Source organism: Pseudomonas sp. SLBN-26 (genome assembly GCF_006715895.1).
GTDB lineage: Bacteria > Pseudomonadota > Gammaproteobacteria > Pseudomonadales > Pseudomonadaceae > Metapseudomonas > Metapseudomonas otitidis.
In genome coordinates, this window is the sequence record NZ_VFOB01000001.1 from 1,659,459 (window position 1) to 1,673,212 (window position 13,754).

The window sequence follows — 13,754 nt, forward strand, 5'->3', positions numbered from 1 at the left end:
CCTTTTTCAGGGCACGCCGCACGTCAGGAGTACCCGAGTCTCGCAATGAGCAAGGAGCGCCCATGACCTGTCGACTGCTATTGGCCGACGACCACGCCCTGATCCGCGTGGGTGTCCGCGCCATGGTCAACGAACTGGAAGGCTATGAAGTCGTCGGCGAAGCGGAGGATGGCGAACAGGCCGTCGCCATGGCCGAGCGGCTGCGACCCGACATCATCCTCCTGGACATCTCCATGCACGGCCTCGACGGGCTAGAAGCCCTGCAGCGCCTGGGCCACCAGGTGCCGGAATCCCGCGTATTGATGCTCTCGATGCACGCCGAGGCGGAGCTGGTGCTGTCCGCCCTGAAGAAAGGTGCCTGTGGTTACCTGCTCAAGGATGCGGCCATGTCCGAACTGCACATGGCCCTGAAGGCCGTGGACCGGGGCCAGTGCTACCTGAGTTCCGCCGTGGCGCAACCGGTGATCGAGCAGGCCCTGGCGACCCACGACGAGGTGGACGCCGAACTGACCCAGCGCCAGGTGGAGATCCTCCGGCTGATCTGCCGGGGCGCCTCGACCCGGGCCATCGCCGACGGGCTGGGTCTGAGCGTGAAGACGGTGGAAGCGCACCGGGCGCAGATCATGAAGCGCCTGGACATCCACGACGTGCCCGGGCTGGTCCTCTACGCGGTGCGCAAGGGCATCATCCGGGCGGACGACTGACCCTCACTGCACCTGGGTGTCGCCCTGCTGGGCGAGCCCAAAGGCCTGCCGCCACCACTGCCCCACCTGACAGGTGGCCAGGGCACGGGTGCTGCAGGCACCGCTGGAGAGCGCCTGGCGCAAGCCGTCGATGTCGGCGCGGTTCACGTAGGCAATCGCATCCTCCATGTCCATCGGGTCGCCGAAGCCGCCGGCGCGCATCTCTTCCAGCGCCTGGTTGCGGCTCCAGCCCTGCAGCAGGATGCGGTACATGGCCGCCATCAGCCCGGTGCGGTCGCGGCCGTGCTTGCAGTGCATCAGCACCGGGCCACGGCCTTCGGCCTGCTGCACCACGCGCATCACCTGCAGCACGTCGTCATCGCTGACCCGGTCGGCGTGCAGCGGGATGCTCACCCGCTCCACCGGGCTGTCGCCCAGCCATTCGCGGTCGTCGTCCTTGATGAAGCTGATCACCGTACGCACCCCCAGGCCGTTGAGCTGGGCCAGGTCGCCACGGCTCGGCAAGGCGCTGCGGTAGAGGGTCGGGGTCATGCGGTAGAGGTTGATCGCCGGGTTCACCGGGGTGGCCCAGGTGGGGCCGGGGATCGGGCTGCCGGGGGTGTCCAGGGATAGCGTACGGGCCTGGGCGGCGGTGACGCAGAGCAGCAGGAGCGCTGCCACGGCGGCGAAGGTGAGGGAGAAGTGGGGGCCTCGGGACATGGGCGCTTCCTCGTTCAGGTCGCCCACAGACTGGCCAATGGGCCGTAAAGCGCCCATCAAAAGATCGTGAAAAAAACGTTGACCCACCTGCGGACACATGGGTGCCACGCAGGGGGGTGGCTGGTCTAGAATCCCTCCACATAAGTCCGACTGCGCCCTTTCAGTCCATGGATATACAAAGCCGTACCCAGCTCCTGCGTGCCCTGATCGACCAACTAAGCGAGGAACACCCTCGCGATGCCCGCCACCTCGACGGCGACCCCCAGCGGGTGCTGATCGGCCTGCGCGACCTCGATGAACTCGGCCTCATCCACGCCCAACTCGACTGGTCCGACACCTGTGACGCCCAGGGTCGCCTGCTTGTCGATGCACGGGCCATCACCCTCACCCGCCGAGGCATCGCCTTCCGCCAGGGTTGAGCCCTACTCCACCGCTGACAGTTCGGTGTTGAGCGACATCGAGGTGTAGGGGCGGTCGTCGAAACGCCGGTACTTCTCCAGCCACGCCGCATAGGCCTCGCCGTCCCCTGCGTAGCGACCGCTGCTGCGGTAGCGCAGGCCGTCCACCAGGCGCCGCTCGATCACCGCCGGGTGTGCCGGGTGGCGCTGGGTGGTGAACAGGTACACGGTGCCGTCGCGCTCGTTCTTGATGATGGTCACCTGGTTCGACGAGGAATAACGGATCGCCGGCAGGGTCAGCGCGCGGTTGTAGTCGGCCCGCCATTGCTGCTCGCTGATGGGCGCCGGCAGGCTCGGGGTTGCCTGGGCCTCGGCGGCGTTGTCGCCGGCACCGAACAGCCCGAGCAGGAATGCGAAGATCGTGTCCATGATGTGCCCCTCGTGAGGTCCCTACCTGGGTGAGAGGCGCAGCGCCCTCCCCGGTTCAGTAAATATATGTGCCGCCCGCTTGCGGGCCCCTTCTGCTCAACCGGCCTGAACCAATCCCGCCTCCGGGGTTCGATCTTTCATCACCGCCCGGTAGCCAGGCCGGGTCCCGTCGATGAACCGGAGGCCCCATGCACACCCCCCACGCTCGCAATGCCCTGCTCCCTCGTATTCTGGGCGTCGCCCTGCTGGCCATGGCCATTGCGCTGGTGGTGGGTGGCGGCCAGCTCATCGGACTCGGCGGCTCCTGGTACTACCTGCTGGCCGGGCTCGGCGTGGGCGCCAGCGCCCTGCTGCTGCTCACCCATCGTGGCCAGGCGCTGCTGGTATTCGCCGCTGTGCTGGCGGGCTCCACTGTATGGGCCTGGTGGGAAGTGCGCCTTGACTGGTGGCAACTGGTGCCGCGCCTGGCGCTGTGGTTCGTCGTCGGCCTGGTGCTCTGGCTGCCCTGGGTGCGCAACAGCCTGTCGGATGCCGGGCGCCTGCCGGCCAACGCCCTGCTGGTGGCCCTGGTGCTGGCCGGGGGCACGGCGCTGGCCGCGCAATTCACCGAGCCGCATCGCTTCCCCGGCATGATCGACCGCGCGGCGCCGGCCAGCGCCCCGACGACGCCACCTGCCCAGCCCGCCGGAGACTGGCAGGCCTACGGGCGCAGCAACGCCGGCGACCGATATTCGCCCCTGGACCAGATCACCCCGGAGAACGTCGACCAGCTGGAGCTGGCCTGGAGCTACCGCACCGGCGACCTGCCCGGCCCCGACGACCCGCAGGAGACCACCGCCGAGAACACCCCGCTGAAGGCCAACGGCCTGCTCTACGTGTGTACGCCCCACAGCCAGGTGATCGCCCTCGACCCGGACAGCGGCCGGGAGATCTGGCGCTTCGATCCGAAGATCAGCACCCAGGACGCCGACAGCTTCAAGGGCTGGGCCCACATGACCTGTCGCGGCGTCGCCTACCACCAGCAGGACACGCCCAGCAGCGGCCAGCGCTGCGAACGCCGGCTGTTCCTGCCCACCGCCGACACCCGCCTGATGGCCCTGGACGCCGACGACGGCAAGCCCTGCGAGGCGTTCGGCGACAAGGGCTCCATCGACCTCACCCAAGGCATCGGCAGCTTCACCCCCGGCGGCTACTACTCCACCTCGCCGCCCGGCGTCAGCCGCGACCTGGTGATCATCGGCGGGCACGTGACCGACAACGTCTCCGAGGACGAACCCTCCGGCGTGATCCGCGCCTACGACGTGCGCGACGGCCACCTGGTGTGGAACTGGGACCCGGGCCGCCCCGACGACACCGCGCCGCTGGCCGAGGGCCGCACCTACACCCGCAACTCGCCGAACATGTGGTCGGTCATGAGCCTGGACGAGGAACTGGGCCTGCTCTACCTGCCCATGGGCAACCAGACGCCGGACCAGTGGGGCGGCCGCCGCACCCCGGCCTCCGAGACCTACAGCGCCGGCGTCACCGCCCTGGAGATCGCCACCGGCAAGGTGCGCTGGACCTTCCAGATGACCCACCACGACCTCTGGGACATGGACGTCGGCGGCCAACCGACCCTGGTGGACCTGCCGGGGCAGAAGCCCGGTGACGCCCCGCGCCCGGCGCTGATCGCCTCCACCAAGCAGGGCAGCCTCTACGTGCTCGACCGGCGCACCGGCCAGCCCATCGTCCCGGTGAAGGAAACCCCGGTGCCCCAGGGCGCCGCCAAGGACGACTTCACTGCCCCCACCCAGCCCATGTCGGCCCTCAACCTGATGCCGCCGCCCCTGCGCGAGCGGGACATGTGGGGCGGCACCCCGTTCGACCAGATGCTCTGCCGCATCCAGTTCCGCTCCCTGCGCTACGAGGGCATCTACACCCCGCCCTCCGAGCAGGGCAGCCTGGTCTATCCGGGCAATTTCGGCGTGTTCGACTGGGGTGGAATCGCCGTCGACCCGGTGCGCCAGGTTGCCTTCCTCAACCCCAACTACATGGCCTTCACCTCCCGGCTGATCCCCGCCGAGCACGCCCGGGACGAGCCGGCGCGCAAGAGCGAGATCGAAGGCGTGCAACCCAACACCGGCGCGCCCTTCGGCGCCGTGCTGGCGCCCCTGCTCTCGCCCCTCGGCCTGCCCTGCCAGAGCCCGCCCTGGGGCTACGTGGCCGGGCTGGACCTGACCACCCTGGAGATCGCCTGGAAGCACAAGAACGGCACCGTGCGCGACAGCTCCCCGCTGCCGTTGCCCTTGCCCATGGGCGTGCCCAGCCTGGGCGGGCCCATCGTCACCGCCGGGGGTGTCGCCTTCCTTGCCGGCACCCTCGACCAGTACCTGCGGGCCTACGACCTGCGTACCGGGGAGCAGCTGTGGCAAGGCCGCCTGCCCGCCGGCGGCCAGGCCACCCCCATGACCTACACCGGCAAGGACGGACGCCAGTACGTGCTGGTGGTGGCCGGCGGCCACGGCTCGCTGCACACCCGCCAGGGCGACTACGTGCTGGCCTTCGCCCTGCCCCGGCGTTGACCATGGGGCGCCTGCTCGGCCTCGCGGCCCTGGCCTTGCTCACGGGCTGCACGCTACGGCCGCCCGCCCCGCTGCAACTCGTGGTGGGCTGCAGCGGCCCCACCTGCCCGGGCCTGCTGCGCTATGCCTTCGATCCCCAGTCGGGCCGTCTGGAGGCGAGCCCGGCGCAGCGCCTGCCCCTGGCCAATGCCACCTGGCTGGTGGTCGACCCTGGCCGGCCCCTGCTGTTCGCCGTCGACGAGCAAACCCAGGGGCGCGTGAGCAGCCTGGGCATCGGCGCCCGGAGCGAGCTGACGGTGCTCGACAGCGTCGACAGTGGCGGCGCCGAGCCCACCTACGCCAGCCTCAGCGAGGATGGCCGTGCCCTGTTCGTCGCCCACTACGCCACCGAACCCCGGCCCGGCGGCAGCCTGTCGTTGCTGCCGGTTTCAGACGAGGGTCGCCTGGGCCCGGTGCGACAGCGCTGGCGCCAGCCCTTCGAGCAACCGGGTTCGCTGCGCCAGGGTTCCTCGCACCTGCACGCCGCCGTGGCCATCGACCGGCAGCTGCTGGTCACCGACCTGGGGGCGGACCGGGTGTATGCCTTCGACTACCGCAGCACCGCGAAGGGCCCGACGCTGACGCCTGCCAGTCCCCCCTACCTGGCCGTACCGACGGGCAGCGGCCCACGCCATCTGGTGTTCGACGCCCGTGGCCGGCACGGCTACCTCAGCCTGGAACTCTGCAACCAGGTCGCCCTGCTGGAGCGCCAGGGCACACGGCTCACCTACCGCGGACAGGTGGACCTCGACCCCGCCCCGGCTGCCGGCGACAACCGCCTGGGGGCCCTGCACCTGTCGCAGGATGGGCGCTTCCTCTACGTGGCCCGGCGCGGGGTGCACAACCAGATCGTGGCCTACCGGGTGCGCGAGGATAGCGGCCTGGACGAACTCCAGCGCCACGACAGCGGCGGCGAAGAGCCGAGGGAGTTCACCCTCTCCCCCGACGGACGCTTCCTGCTGGTGGCCAACCAGCGCAGCGACCGCATCACCGTCCTGCGCCGCGACCCGGCCAGCGGCCGCCTGCAGGATGTGGTGCAGGAACTGCAGACACCGGCGCCGGCCACCTTGCGCTTCCTGCCCTGATCAGGCAGCGCGGGCCACGCTGCCGCACAGCCGGGCACAGGCCTCGCAGGCATCGGCACAGGCCAGGCACCAATCCGGGTCATGCCGCTGGCACTCCTGGGCGCAGAGCCGGCACAGCGTCGCGCAGAAGTGGCCGAACGGCGCCGCCTGGGGGCTCTCCGCCGCCACCAGCTCGGTCATCACCAGGCAGGTGTCCGCGCATTCGCGGCCCAGTTCGACGCAGCGTTCGAGGTCCTCGCCGCTTTCGTCCAGGCGGCTTTCGCTGACCAGCCGGGAACAGGCCTCGATGCAGGCCCGGCAGGCTTCAAGACAGGCTTCGCGTGGTGTTTCCATGGGCATTCTCCTGGGTTCGATACAGGTTCGGTGCCTGCAACACTCCCGGGTTCCCGTCGGCCGACCGGCTGTCACGCCACGCAGGGCCAGGGACGTCTAGCATTCAGGCGTGATGGGATTCACACTTCGCTTCCCTTCTGGAGAGCCTGCATGGACACCCCGACCGACCGCCCAAGCCCCTGCGCCCACTGCCGTGACGGCAACGCACTCGACTTCGACTTCAGCATGGCGTTCCAGCCCATCGTGGACCTGCGCGACGGCAGCCTGTTCGCCTACGAAGCCCTGGTGCGCGGGCTCGACGGCCAGGGCGCGGGCAGCGTGCTGGAGCGGGTCACCGACGCCAATCGCTACGCCTTCGACCAGGCCTGCCGGGTGAAGGCGGTGGAGCTGGCCGCGCGCCTGGACGTGCCCTGCTTCGTCAGCATCAACTTCCTGCCCAATGCCGTTTACCAGGCTGCCACCTGCATCCGCGCCACCCTTGAGGCCGCACGCCGCTTCGGCTTCCCCACCAGCCGGCTGATCTTCGAGATCACCGAGGGCGAGGAGCTGGTGGACAAGGCCCACCTGAAAAGCATCATCGCCGAGTACCGCAAGCAGGGCTTCAAGACCGCCATCGACGACTTCGGCGCCGGCTATTCCGGCCTCAACCTGCTGGCCGAGTTCCAGCCGGACATCATCAAGCTGGACATGGCGCTGATCCGCAACATCGACCAGGACCCGGTACGCGAGGCCATCGTCCGGGGCATTCTCGGCGTCTGCCAGGCACTGTCCATCGAGGTCATCGCCGAGGGGGTGGAGACGGACGAGGAGCTGGCCAAGCTCCGGGCGTTGGGCGTTCACCTCTACCAGGGCTTCCTGTTCGCCCGACCGGCGTTCGAGCAGTTGCCGGAGGTGAGGTGGCCGGCGGCCTGACCCCCTGCGCAAAAAAAAGCGCCCCGTAGGGCGCTGGAAGGCCACACGGCGAAAGGAGCCTCGCCGGTGGGGTCGTCGAACCCACCCCGGGAGGGCGTGGGCAGGTTCGGCAAGGGTTCATCGCACCACCGGCGTTTCCTCCGACCAGCTGCCCCCCAGGGCGCGGAACAGGTCCACCAGGGCCAGTTGCCGCTGGGTGCGGGTTTCGATCAGGGCCAGTTCGTTGCCGAAGCTGGTGCGCTCGGCGTCCAGGTAGCGCAGGTGGCTGTCCACCCCGCCCTCGTAGCGCGCACGGGCCAGCTTGAGGGTTTCCCGGCTGGTGTCGGCCAGGGCGCTGCGGGCGGCCTCTTCGCGGCGCAGGGTGTCGTTGGCGGCCAGGGCGTCGGCCACTTCGCGGAATGCCACCTGCACGCTGGCCTCGTAGGCAGCCACGGCTGACTCCTTGCGCACCTCGGCCAGGTCGAGGTTGGCGCGGTTGCGGCCGGCGTCGAACAGCGGCAGCGTCAGGGTCGGCACGAAGCTCCAGCTGCGCGAGCCGCCGTCGAACAGGCCGGACAGCTCGGCGCTGGAGGTGCCGAGGCTGCCGGTGAGGCTGATGCGCGGGAAGAACGCCGCCCGCGCGGCACCGATGTCGGCATTGCGCGCCTTGAGGCGGTGCTCGGCAGCGAGGATGTCGGGGCGGCGCTCGATCAGCGCCGACGGCGTGCCGGGGGCGATGTCCTGCAGCACCCGGGCGGCCTCCGGCAGCGGCTCGGGGACGTCCCGGACAGCGTCGGCGGTGCCCAGCAGCAGCACCAGGGCATTGAAGGCCTGGCGCCGTTCGCGCTCGATGCGCTCCAGCTCGGCATTGGACTGCTCCACCAGGCCCCGGGCCTCCTGATAGTCCAGGGCGGTGGCGGTGCCGGCCTGGCGCCGCCGCTCGGTCAGGGCGAAGGAGGCCTCGCGGCTGGCCAGGGTCCGCCGGGTCAGCTCCAGCCGGCGCATCGCGCCGTCATAGGTGAGGTAGGCCTGGGACACCTCGGCCACCAGTGCCACCCGGGCGGCCCGGCCGGCGGCTTCGGTGGCGAGGTACTGCTCCAGCGCCGATTCGCTGAGGCTGGCGACCCGGCCGAACAGGTCCAGCTCGTACTCCGGCACCGCCAGGCCCACCTGGTAGCTGTGGCTGACCGATGAGGTGCCACTGCTGGAAAGATCCCCCGGCACCCGCTGGCGATTGCCTGAGGCCGTGGCGCCCAGGCCGGGCACCCGGTCGGCGCGCTGGATGCGGTACTGGGCGCGGGCCTGCTCGATGTCCAGCAGGGTCTGGCGCAGCGAGCGGTTGTTGTGCAGGGCGATGCCCACCAGGCGACGCAGTTCGGGGTCGGTGATGAAGCCCTGGCCGTCCACCCGCTCCACGGTGGACGGGGACGCCGTGGCACCGCTCCAGGCGCCCGCCACCGGCGCCTCGGGGCGCTGGTAGCTGGGTGCGAGGGAGCAGCCGCCCAGGGCGAGGGCCAGCAGGGTCGATGCGATGAAAACAGGGGTACGCACGGCAATCACTCCTGGGCCGGGACGGGTTGGGCAACGGGGGCCGGCCGGCTGCGCAGCAGCGACAGCACCCAGACGAAGCAGACGGGCACGAACACCACCCCCAGCAGCGTGGCGCCGAGCATGCCGCCGATCACGCCGGTGCCGATGGCGCGCTGGCTCGCGGCCCCGGCGCCGGTGGCCAGGGTCAGCGGCACCACGCCGAGGATGAACGCCAGGGAGGTCATGACGATGGGCCGGAAGCGCAGGCGCGCGGCTTCGATGGCCGCCTCGCCCAGGCTGCGGCCCTGCTCCCACAGTTCCTTGGCGAACTCGACGATGAGGATCGCGTTCTTCGCCGCGAGGCCGATGATGGTGATCAGCCCCACCTTGAAATACACGTCGTTGGCCAGGCCGGCGACGATCACCGCCAGCACCGCGCCCAGGGCGCCGATGGGCACGATGAGCATCACCGTGAAGGGGATCGACCAGCTCTCGTACAGCGCCACCAGCAGCAGGAACACCACCAGGATGGCGAGGGCGAACAGCTGGGTCGCCTGGCCGCTGGCGACCTGCTCCTGGTAGGAGAGCCCGGTCCACTGGTAGCCGATGCCCTCGGGCAAGCGCGAAGCCAGGCGCTCCATCTCGGCCATGGCCTCGCCGGAGCTGACGCCGTACATGGCGTCGCCGGCGATGCGGATGCTGGGGTAGCCGTTGTAGCGCACGATCTGCACCGGCCCCTCTTCCCAGCGCGGGGTGACGAAGGTGGCCAGCGGCACCTGCTCGCCCCGGTCGTTGGGGACGAACAGGCGCAGCACGCTTTCCGGGGTCATCCGCGCGCCCTGCTCCGCCTGCACCACCACGCGTTGCTGGCGACCGCTGTTGGAGAAGTCGTTGATCACCGCCGAACCGAAGGCGGTGGACAGGGTGCTGTTGATCGCCTCGAAGCTGACCCCGTGGGCGCGGGCCTTCTCGCGGTCGATGTCCAGGCGCAGCTGGGGCGCCTCGGCCAGGCCTTCCATCATCGCGTAGAGGATCTTGGGATTGCCGTTGGCTTCGCCGAGCAACTGGTCACGGGCGGCCAGCAGGGCCTCGCGGCCGAGGCCGGCGCGGTCCTGCAGGCGCAGGGCGAAACCGCCGGAGTTGCCCAGGCCGTCGATGGGCGGCGGCATCACCGCCATCACGCTGCCGTCCTCGGGGGCGGCGAAACGGGCGTTGACGGCGGCGGTCTCCGCCTCGGCGGACTGCTCGGGCCCGCGCTGGGACCAGTCCTTGAAGGTGGGGAATGCCAGCGCAGCGTTCTCCCCCTGGCCGGAGAAGCTGAAGCCCATCACCAGGAAGTTGTTGGCAATCGCCTCGCGTGACTGCAGGAAGGCCTCCAGCTGCTGGGCGGTGGCGTCGGTACGGACGCGGGTCGCCCCCGGGGGCAGCTGCACGTCGACGATGTTGTAGCCCAGGTCCTCCGCCGGCACGAAGGCCTCCGGCAGGCGCGCATAGCTGTAGCCGAGCACGGCGACGAGGCCGAGGTAGACCAGCATGAAGCGGCCCGCACGGCGCACCAGCCGGTGGTTGAGCAGCGTGTAGCGCTCGGTGAGCGCGGTGAAGAAGCGGTTGAAGGCGCCGAAGAAACCGCGCTTCTGGTGGTGGCCACCTTCGATGGGCTTGAGCAGCGTGGCGCACAACGCCGGGGTGAAGGTCAGCGCCAGGAAGCCGGAGAAGAGGATCGACACCGCCAGCGAGAGGGAGAACTGCTGGTAGATCACCCCCACCGAGCCCCCCATGAAGGCCAGGGGCAGGAACACCGCCGCCAGCACCAGGGTGATGCCGACGATGGCGCCGGACACCTGCTGCATCGCCTTCACCGTGGCCGCCACCGGGGGCAGGCCTTCCTCGGCCATGATCCGCTCGACGTTCTCCACCACCACGATGGCGTCGTCCACCAGGATGCCGATGGCCAGCACCATGCCGAACATGGTCATCATGTTCACCGAGAACCCCAGCCCGTACATGATCGCCAGGGTGCCCAGCAGGCACACCGGCACCACGATGGACGGGATCAGCGTGTAGCGCACGTTCTGCAGGAACAGGAACATCACCAGGAACACCAGCACCATGGCTTCCAGCAGGGTGTGGATCACCTTCTCGATGGCCACGCCGACGAAGCGCGAGGTGTCGTAGGGCACCGCGTATTCGACGTCATCGGGGAAGTTCGCCGAGAGCTCGGCCAGGCGCTGCTTGACCGCTCCGGCGGTCTGGATGGCGTTGGCACCGGGGGCCAGCTGGATGGCGCCGGCCACCGCCGGCTTGCCGTTCAGGCGCGCGGCGAAGTTGTAGTTCTCGCTGCCCACCTCGATCCGCGCGACGTCCGCCAGGGTGACGCGGGAGCCGTCGGCATTGGCCCGCAGCACGATACGCCCGAAGGCCTGGGGATCGTCCAGGGTGCCCTTCACCGCCAGGGTGGCGGTCAGTTCCTGCTCGCTGCTGCCCGGGGAGCTGCCGAAGGCGCCTGCCGGCACCTGCACGTTCTGCCCACGGATGGCGCTGCCGACGTCGTCGATGGAGAGCCCGTAGCCCACCAGCTTCTGCGGGTCGACCCAGACCCGCATGGCGGCCTCGGAGGAGAAGAACTGCAGCTTGCCCACCCCGGGCACCCGGCGCAGTTCGGTGTTGATGTGGCGCGCGGCATAGTCGCCCAGCGCCGTGGTGTCGGCATGCTCGGCACCGGGCTTGTAGTTCAGCGCGTAGATCAGCAGGAAGCCGGCACTGGCCTGCTCCACCTGCACGCCCTGGGTGAGCACCGCCTGGGGCAGGCGCGCCTCGGCCTTCTTCAGGCGGTTCTGCACGTCCACCTGGGCCAGCTGGGGGTCGGTGCCCGGCTGGAAGGTCACCGTCACCTCGGCGCTGCCGTTGGAGTTGCTGGTGGACTCGAAGTACAGCAGGCCCCTGGCACCGTTGAGCTCCTCTTCGATCACGCTGGTGACCGAGTCCACCAGCACCTGGGCGGAAGCCCCCGGGTAGGTGGCGCCGATGGAGATCTGCGGCGGCGCGACGCTGGGGTACTGCGCCACCGGCAGCGCCGGGATGGCCAGCAGGCCTGCCAGGGAGATGAACAGCGCCACCACCCAGGCGAACTTGGGCCGATTGATGAAGAATTGCGACATTCAATGATCCTCGCGACGGCCGGCGCTCACTGGCGCGCCGCCTGTTGGTCCGCGGCCGGGCGCACCACCACGCCGGCCCCCGGTTGCAGGCCGGCCAGCCCGCTGACGATGACCTGGTCCCCCGGCTGCAGGCCATGCAGCACCTGCCAGCGGGCGCCCTGCATCACGCCGGTTTCCACCGCGCGGGCTTCGGCACGGCCGTCGCTGCCGACGACCAGCACCTGGGCGACGCCGTCCGCGCCACGCTGCACCGCACGCTGCGGCACCAGCAGCGCCTTGCGGTCGATGCCCTGGGGGGCCAGCACGCGCACGTACATGCCCGGCAGCAGCAGCTTGCCGGGGTTGGCGAAGCGCCCGCGCAGGGCCACCTGGCCGGTGCCGGGGTCCACCGACACATCGGTGAACAGCCACTCGCCGGTGGCCTCGTGGTCGGTGCCCTCCACCCGCAGGCTCAGGGGCAGGTCGCCGCTGCCGTCGAGGCCGCCGGCCTTGAGCGACTCGCGCAGGCGCAGCACCTCGGCGGCGGGCTGGTTGAAGTCGACGTAGACCGGGTCCAGTTGCTGGATGCGCGCCATCAGGGTGGCGTCGCCCTGCCCCACCAGCGCGCCTTCGGTGACCAGCGCACGGCCGATACGCCCGGAGATGGGCGCCGTCACCGAGGCGTAGCCCAGGTTCAGCCGCGCGGTCTCGACGTCGGCGCGGGCCGAGCGGGTCGCCGCCTCGGCACTGCGCAGGTCGGCGGTAGCGCTGTCGTAGTCCTGGCGGCTGACCGCCTCGATCCTCACCAGCGGCTCGTAGCGGCGAACCCGCGCACGGGCTTCGTACAGCGTCGCCTCGGCCCGGGCCAGCTCGCCTTCGGCACGCGCCAGGGCAGCCTTCAGCGGGGCCGGGTCGATCTGGAACAGCAGGTCGCCGGCCTTGACGTCGGCGCCTTCCTCGAAGCGCTTCTGCACCACGATGCCGGCCACCCGCGCCCGCACCTCGGCCACCCGCACCGGTTCGACGCGCCCGGGCAGCTCGGCGACCCGGGCCAGGGGCTCGGCCCGTACCACCACGGTCTGCACCTCGCGCGGCGGCATCTCGCCCGCCGCGGCCTCGCCCGCCTGTTCACACCCGGCGAGCATCACGCCCGCCACCACCAGGGAAAGGATTCCCGTACTGCGCCACCTGCCCATGCTTCACCTGCACCTTGGCCTTGAACCTTGAAGGGCGCGAATAATCCTACGAAAAACCAAATGAGTCAATTTTGTCTCACAAGAGACTTTGTTAAACAAAATTGCACAGTGCCATTGAGGATTGGGACTTTTCCTGCACAATGGCGCCCTCCCTGTCCGTTGAATCGAGCCCGAGGACGCGCCATGCCGCAGCCCCACCAAGACGAACGCCTGCTCAAGGCCCTCGCCGTGGCCTTCGTGGACCGACCACGCGCCACCCTCAAGGACCTGGCCGAGGCCGCCGGGGTCAGCAAGGCCACCCTGCACCGCTTCTGCGGCACCCGGGACAACCTGGAAGAGATGCTGATGAGCTACGGCGCCGAGGTGCTGCACCAGATCATTTCCGAGCCGGCCCTGCAGCAGGGCGACCCGCTGACGGGCCTGCGCACGCTGATCCGCGAGCACCTGGCGAACCGCGAGATGCTGGTGTTCCTGATGTTCCAGTACCGCCCCGAGACCCTGCATTCGGAGCTCGAGGCGAGCCGCTGGCAGCCCTATGTGGATGCGCTGGATGCCTTCTTCCTGCGCGGTCAGCAGGACGGCCTGCTGCGCATCGACACCCCTGCACCGGTGATGACGGAACTGTTCATCTCGCTGATCTACGGTATCGCCGACGCCGAGCGCCGGGGGCGCGCCGCGCCGGCCCAGTCGGCACTGGCCGTCGAGCAGTTCTTCCTCCAGGGCGCGGCCCGGGCTTCATGAACAGGTGCCGG

At 70.0% G+C, this 13,754-nt stretch carries 12 protein-coding genes; 6 read left to right on the forward strand and 6 right to left on the reverse strand.

Annotated elements, in window-relative coordinates; translation table 11 throughout:
* Nucleotides 1–62 precede the first annotated feature (62 nt).
* The gene (locus FBY21_RS07515; RefSeq protein ID WP_107331340.1) at nucleotides 63–704 is read left to right on the forward strand and encodes a response regulator; all 642 of its coding nucleotides are present in this window, start codon (nucleotides 63–65) and stop codon (nucleotides 702–704) included.
* A 3-nt stretch (nucleotides 705–707) separates the two neighbouring features.
* Here FBY21_RS07515 and FBY21_RS07520 read toward each other — a convergent pair whose 3' ends face one another.
* Entirely contained in the window at nucleotides 708–1,403 is a 696-nt protein-coding gene (locus FBY21_RS07520) for a dual specificity protein phosphatase family protein (RefSeq protein ID WP_142009939.1), read from the reverse strand.
* A 167-nt stretch (nucleotides 1,404–1,570) separates the two neighbouring features.
* Between FBY21_RS07520 and FBY21_RS07525 the strand changes: the two genes are divergently transcribed.
* Nucleotides 1,571–1,822 carry a hypothetical protein gene (locus tag FBY21_RS07525; protein ID WP_074972657.1) on the forward strand — a complete coding sequence of 84 codons (252 nt, stop codon included), beginning with the start codon at nucleotides 1,571–1,573 and terminating at the stop codon, nucleotides 1,820–1,822.
* A 3-nt stretch (nucleotides 1,823–1,825) separates the two neighbouring features.
* Here FBY21_RS07525 and FBY21_RS07530 read toward each other — a convergent pair whose 3' ends face one another.
* The gene (locus FBY21_RS07530) at nucleotides 1,826–2,230 is read right to left on the reverse strand and encodes a hypothetical protein (RefSeq protein ID WP_074972655.1); all 405 of its coding nucleotides are present in this window, start codon (nucleotides 2,228–2,230) and stop codon (nucleotides 1,826–1,828) included.
* Between the two features lie 188 nt (nucleotides 2,231–2,418).
* Here FBY21_RS07530 and FBY21_RS07535 point away from each other — a divergent pair, with 188 nt between their 5' ends.
* Nucleotides 2,419–4,791 (forward strand): glucose/quinate/shikimate family membrane-bound PQQ-dependent dehydrogenase, encoded by a 2,373-nt coding sequence (locus FBY21_RS07535; protein WP_142009941.1) that lies wholly within the window; start codon nucleotides 2,419–2,421, stop codon nucleotides 4,789–4,791.
* Nucleotides 4,792–4,793: 2 nt separating this feature from the next.
* Nucleotides 4,794–5,915 (forward strand): lactonase family protein, encoded by a 1,122-nt coding sequence (locus FBY21_RS07540; RefSeq protein ID WP_142009943.1) that lies wholly within the window; start codon nucleotides 4,794–4,796, stop codon nucleotides 5,913–5,915.
* Here the strand turns inward: FBY21_RS07540 and FBY21_RS07545 are convergent, their stop codons facing one another.
* Entirely contained in the window at nucleotides 5,916–6,248 is a 333-nt protein-coding gene (locus FBY21_RS07545) for a four-helix bundle copper-binding protein (RefSeq protein ID WP_142009945.1), read from the reverse strand.
* Nucleotides 6,249–6,398: 150 nt separating this feature from the next.
* On the opposite strand from FBY21_RS07545, the gene FBY21_RS07550 reads away from it, so the two are divergent.
* Nucleotides 6,399–7,160 (forward strand): EAL domain-containing protein, encoded by a 762-nt coding sequence (locus tag FBY21_RS07550; protein WP_142009947.1) that lies wholly within the window; start codon nucleotides 6,399–6,401, stop codon nucleotides 7,158–7,160.
* Nucleotides 7,161–7,277: 117 nt separating this feature from the next.
* Here the strand turns inward: FBY21_RS07550 and FBY21_RS07555 are convergent, their stop codons facing one another.
* Genes FBY21_RS07555 through FBY21_RS07565 form a run of 3 tightly spaced genes read right to left on the reverse strand, consistent with a single transcriptional unit; the run spans nucleotide 7,278 to nucleotide 13,002 of the window.
* On the reverse strand, nucleotides 7,278–8,690 hold the full coding sequence (locus FBY21_RS07555; RefSeq protein WP_142009949.1) for an efflux transporter outer membrane subunit: 1,413 nt from the start codon (nucleotides 8,688–8,690) through the stop codon (nucleotides 7,278–7,280).
* Nucleotides 8,691–8,695: 5 nt separating this feature from the next.
* Nucleotides 8,696–11,827, reverse strand: a complete 3,132-nt coding sequence (locus FBY21_RS07560; protein ID WP_142009952.1) for an efflux RND transporter permease subunit — start codon at nucleotides 11,825–11,827, stop codon at nucleotides 8,696–8,698.
* Between the two features lie 26 nt (nucleotides 11,828–11,853).
* On the reverse strand, nucleotides 11,854–13,002 hold the full coding sequence (locus FBY21_RS07565) for a MexC family multidrug efflux RND transporter periplasmic adaptor subunit (RefSeq protein WP_142009955.1): 1,149 nt from the start codon (nucleotides 13,000–13,002) through the stop codon (nucleotides 11,854–11,856).
* 183 nt (nucleotides 13,003–13,185) lie between these two features.
* On the opposite strand from FBY21_RS07565, the gene FBY21_RS07570 reads away from it, so the two are divergent.
* The gene (locus tag FBY21_RS07570; RefSeq protein WP_044406448.1) at nucleotides 13,186–13,743 is read left to right on the forward strand and encodes a TetR/AcrR family transcriptional regulator; all 558 of its coding nucleotides are present in this window, start codon (nucleotides 13,186–13,188) and stop codon (nucleotides 13,741–13,743) included.
* The last annotated feature ends 11 nt before the right edge of the window (nucleotides 13,744–13,754 follow it).

Bases quoted from the DNA above. Each gene is read 5' to 3' on its own strand.
- FBY21_RS07515 (WP_107331340.1), top strand. From the start codon at position 63: ATGACCTGTCGACTGCTATTGGCCGACGACCACGCCCTGATCCGCGTG.
- FBY21_RS07520 (WP_142009939.1), bottom strand. From the start codon at position 1,403: ATGTCCCGAGGCCCCCACTTCTCCCTCACCTTCGCCGCCGTGGCAGCG.
- FBY21_RS07525 (WP_074972657.1), top strand. From the start codon at position 1,571: ATGGATATACAAAGCCGTACCCAGCTCCTGCGTGCCCTGATCGACCAA.
- FBY21_RS07530 (WP_074972655.1), bottom strand. From the start codon at position 2,230: ATGGACACGATCTTCGCATTCCTGCTCGGGCTGTTCGGTGCCGGCGAC.
- FBY21_RS07535 (WP_142009941.1), top strand. From the start codon at position 2,419: ATGCACACCCCCCACGCTCGCAATGCCCTGCTCCCTCGTATTCTGGGC.
- FBY21_RS07540 (WP_142009943.1), top strand. From the start codon at position 4,794: ATGGGGCGCCTGCTCGGCCTCGCGGCCCTGGCCTTGCTCACGGGCTGC.
- FBY21_RS07545 (WP_142009945.1), bottom strand. From the start codon at position 6,248: ATGGAAACACCACGCGAAGCCTGTCTTGAAGCCTGCCGGGCCTGCATC.
- FBY21_RS07550 (WP_142009947.1), top strand. From the start codon at position 6,399: ATGGACACCCCGACCGACCGCCCAAGCCCCTGCGCCCACTGCCGTGAC.
- FBY21_RS07560 (WP_142009952.1), bottom strand. From the start codon at position 11,827: ATGTCGCAATTCTTCATCAATCGGCCCAAGTTCGCCTGGGTGGTGGCG.
- FBY21_RS07565 (WP_142009955.1), bottom strand. From the start codon at position 13,002: ATGGGCAGGTGGCGCAGTACGGGAATCCTTTCCCTGGTGGTGGCGGGC.
- FBY21_RS07570 (WP_044406448.1), top strand. From the start codon at position 13,186: ATGCCGCAGCCCCACCAAGACGAACGCCTGCTCAAGGCCCTCGCCGTG.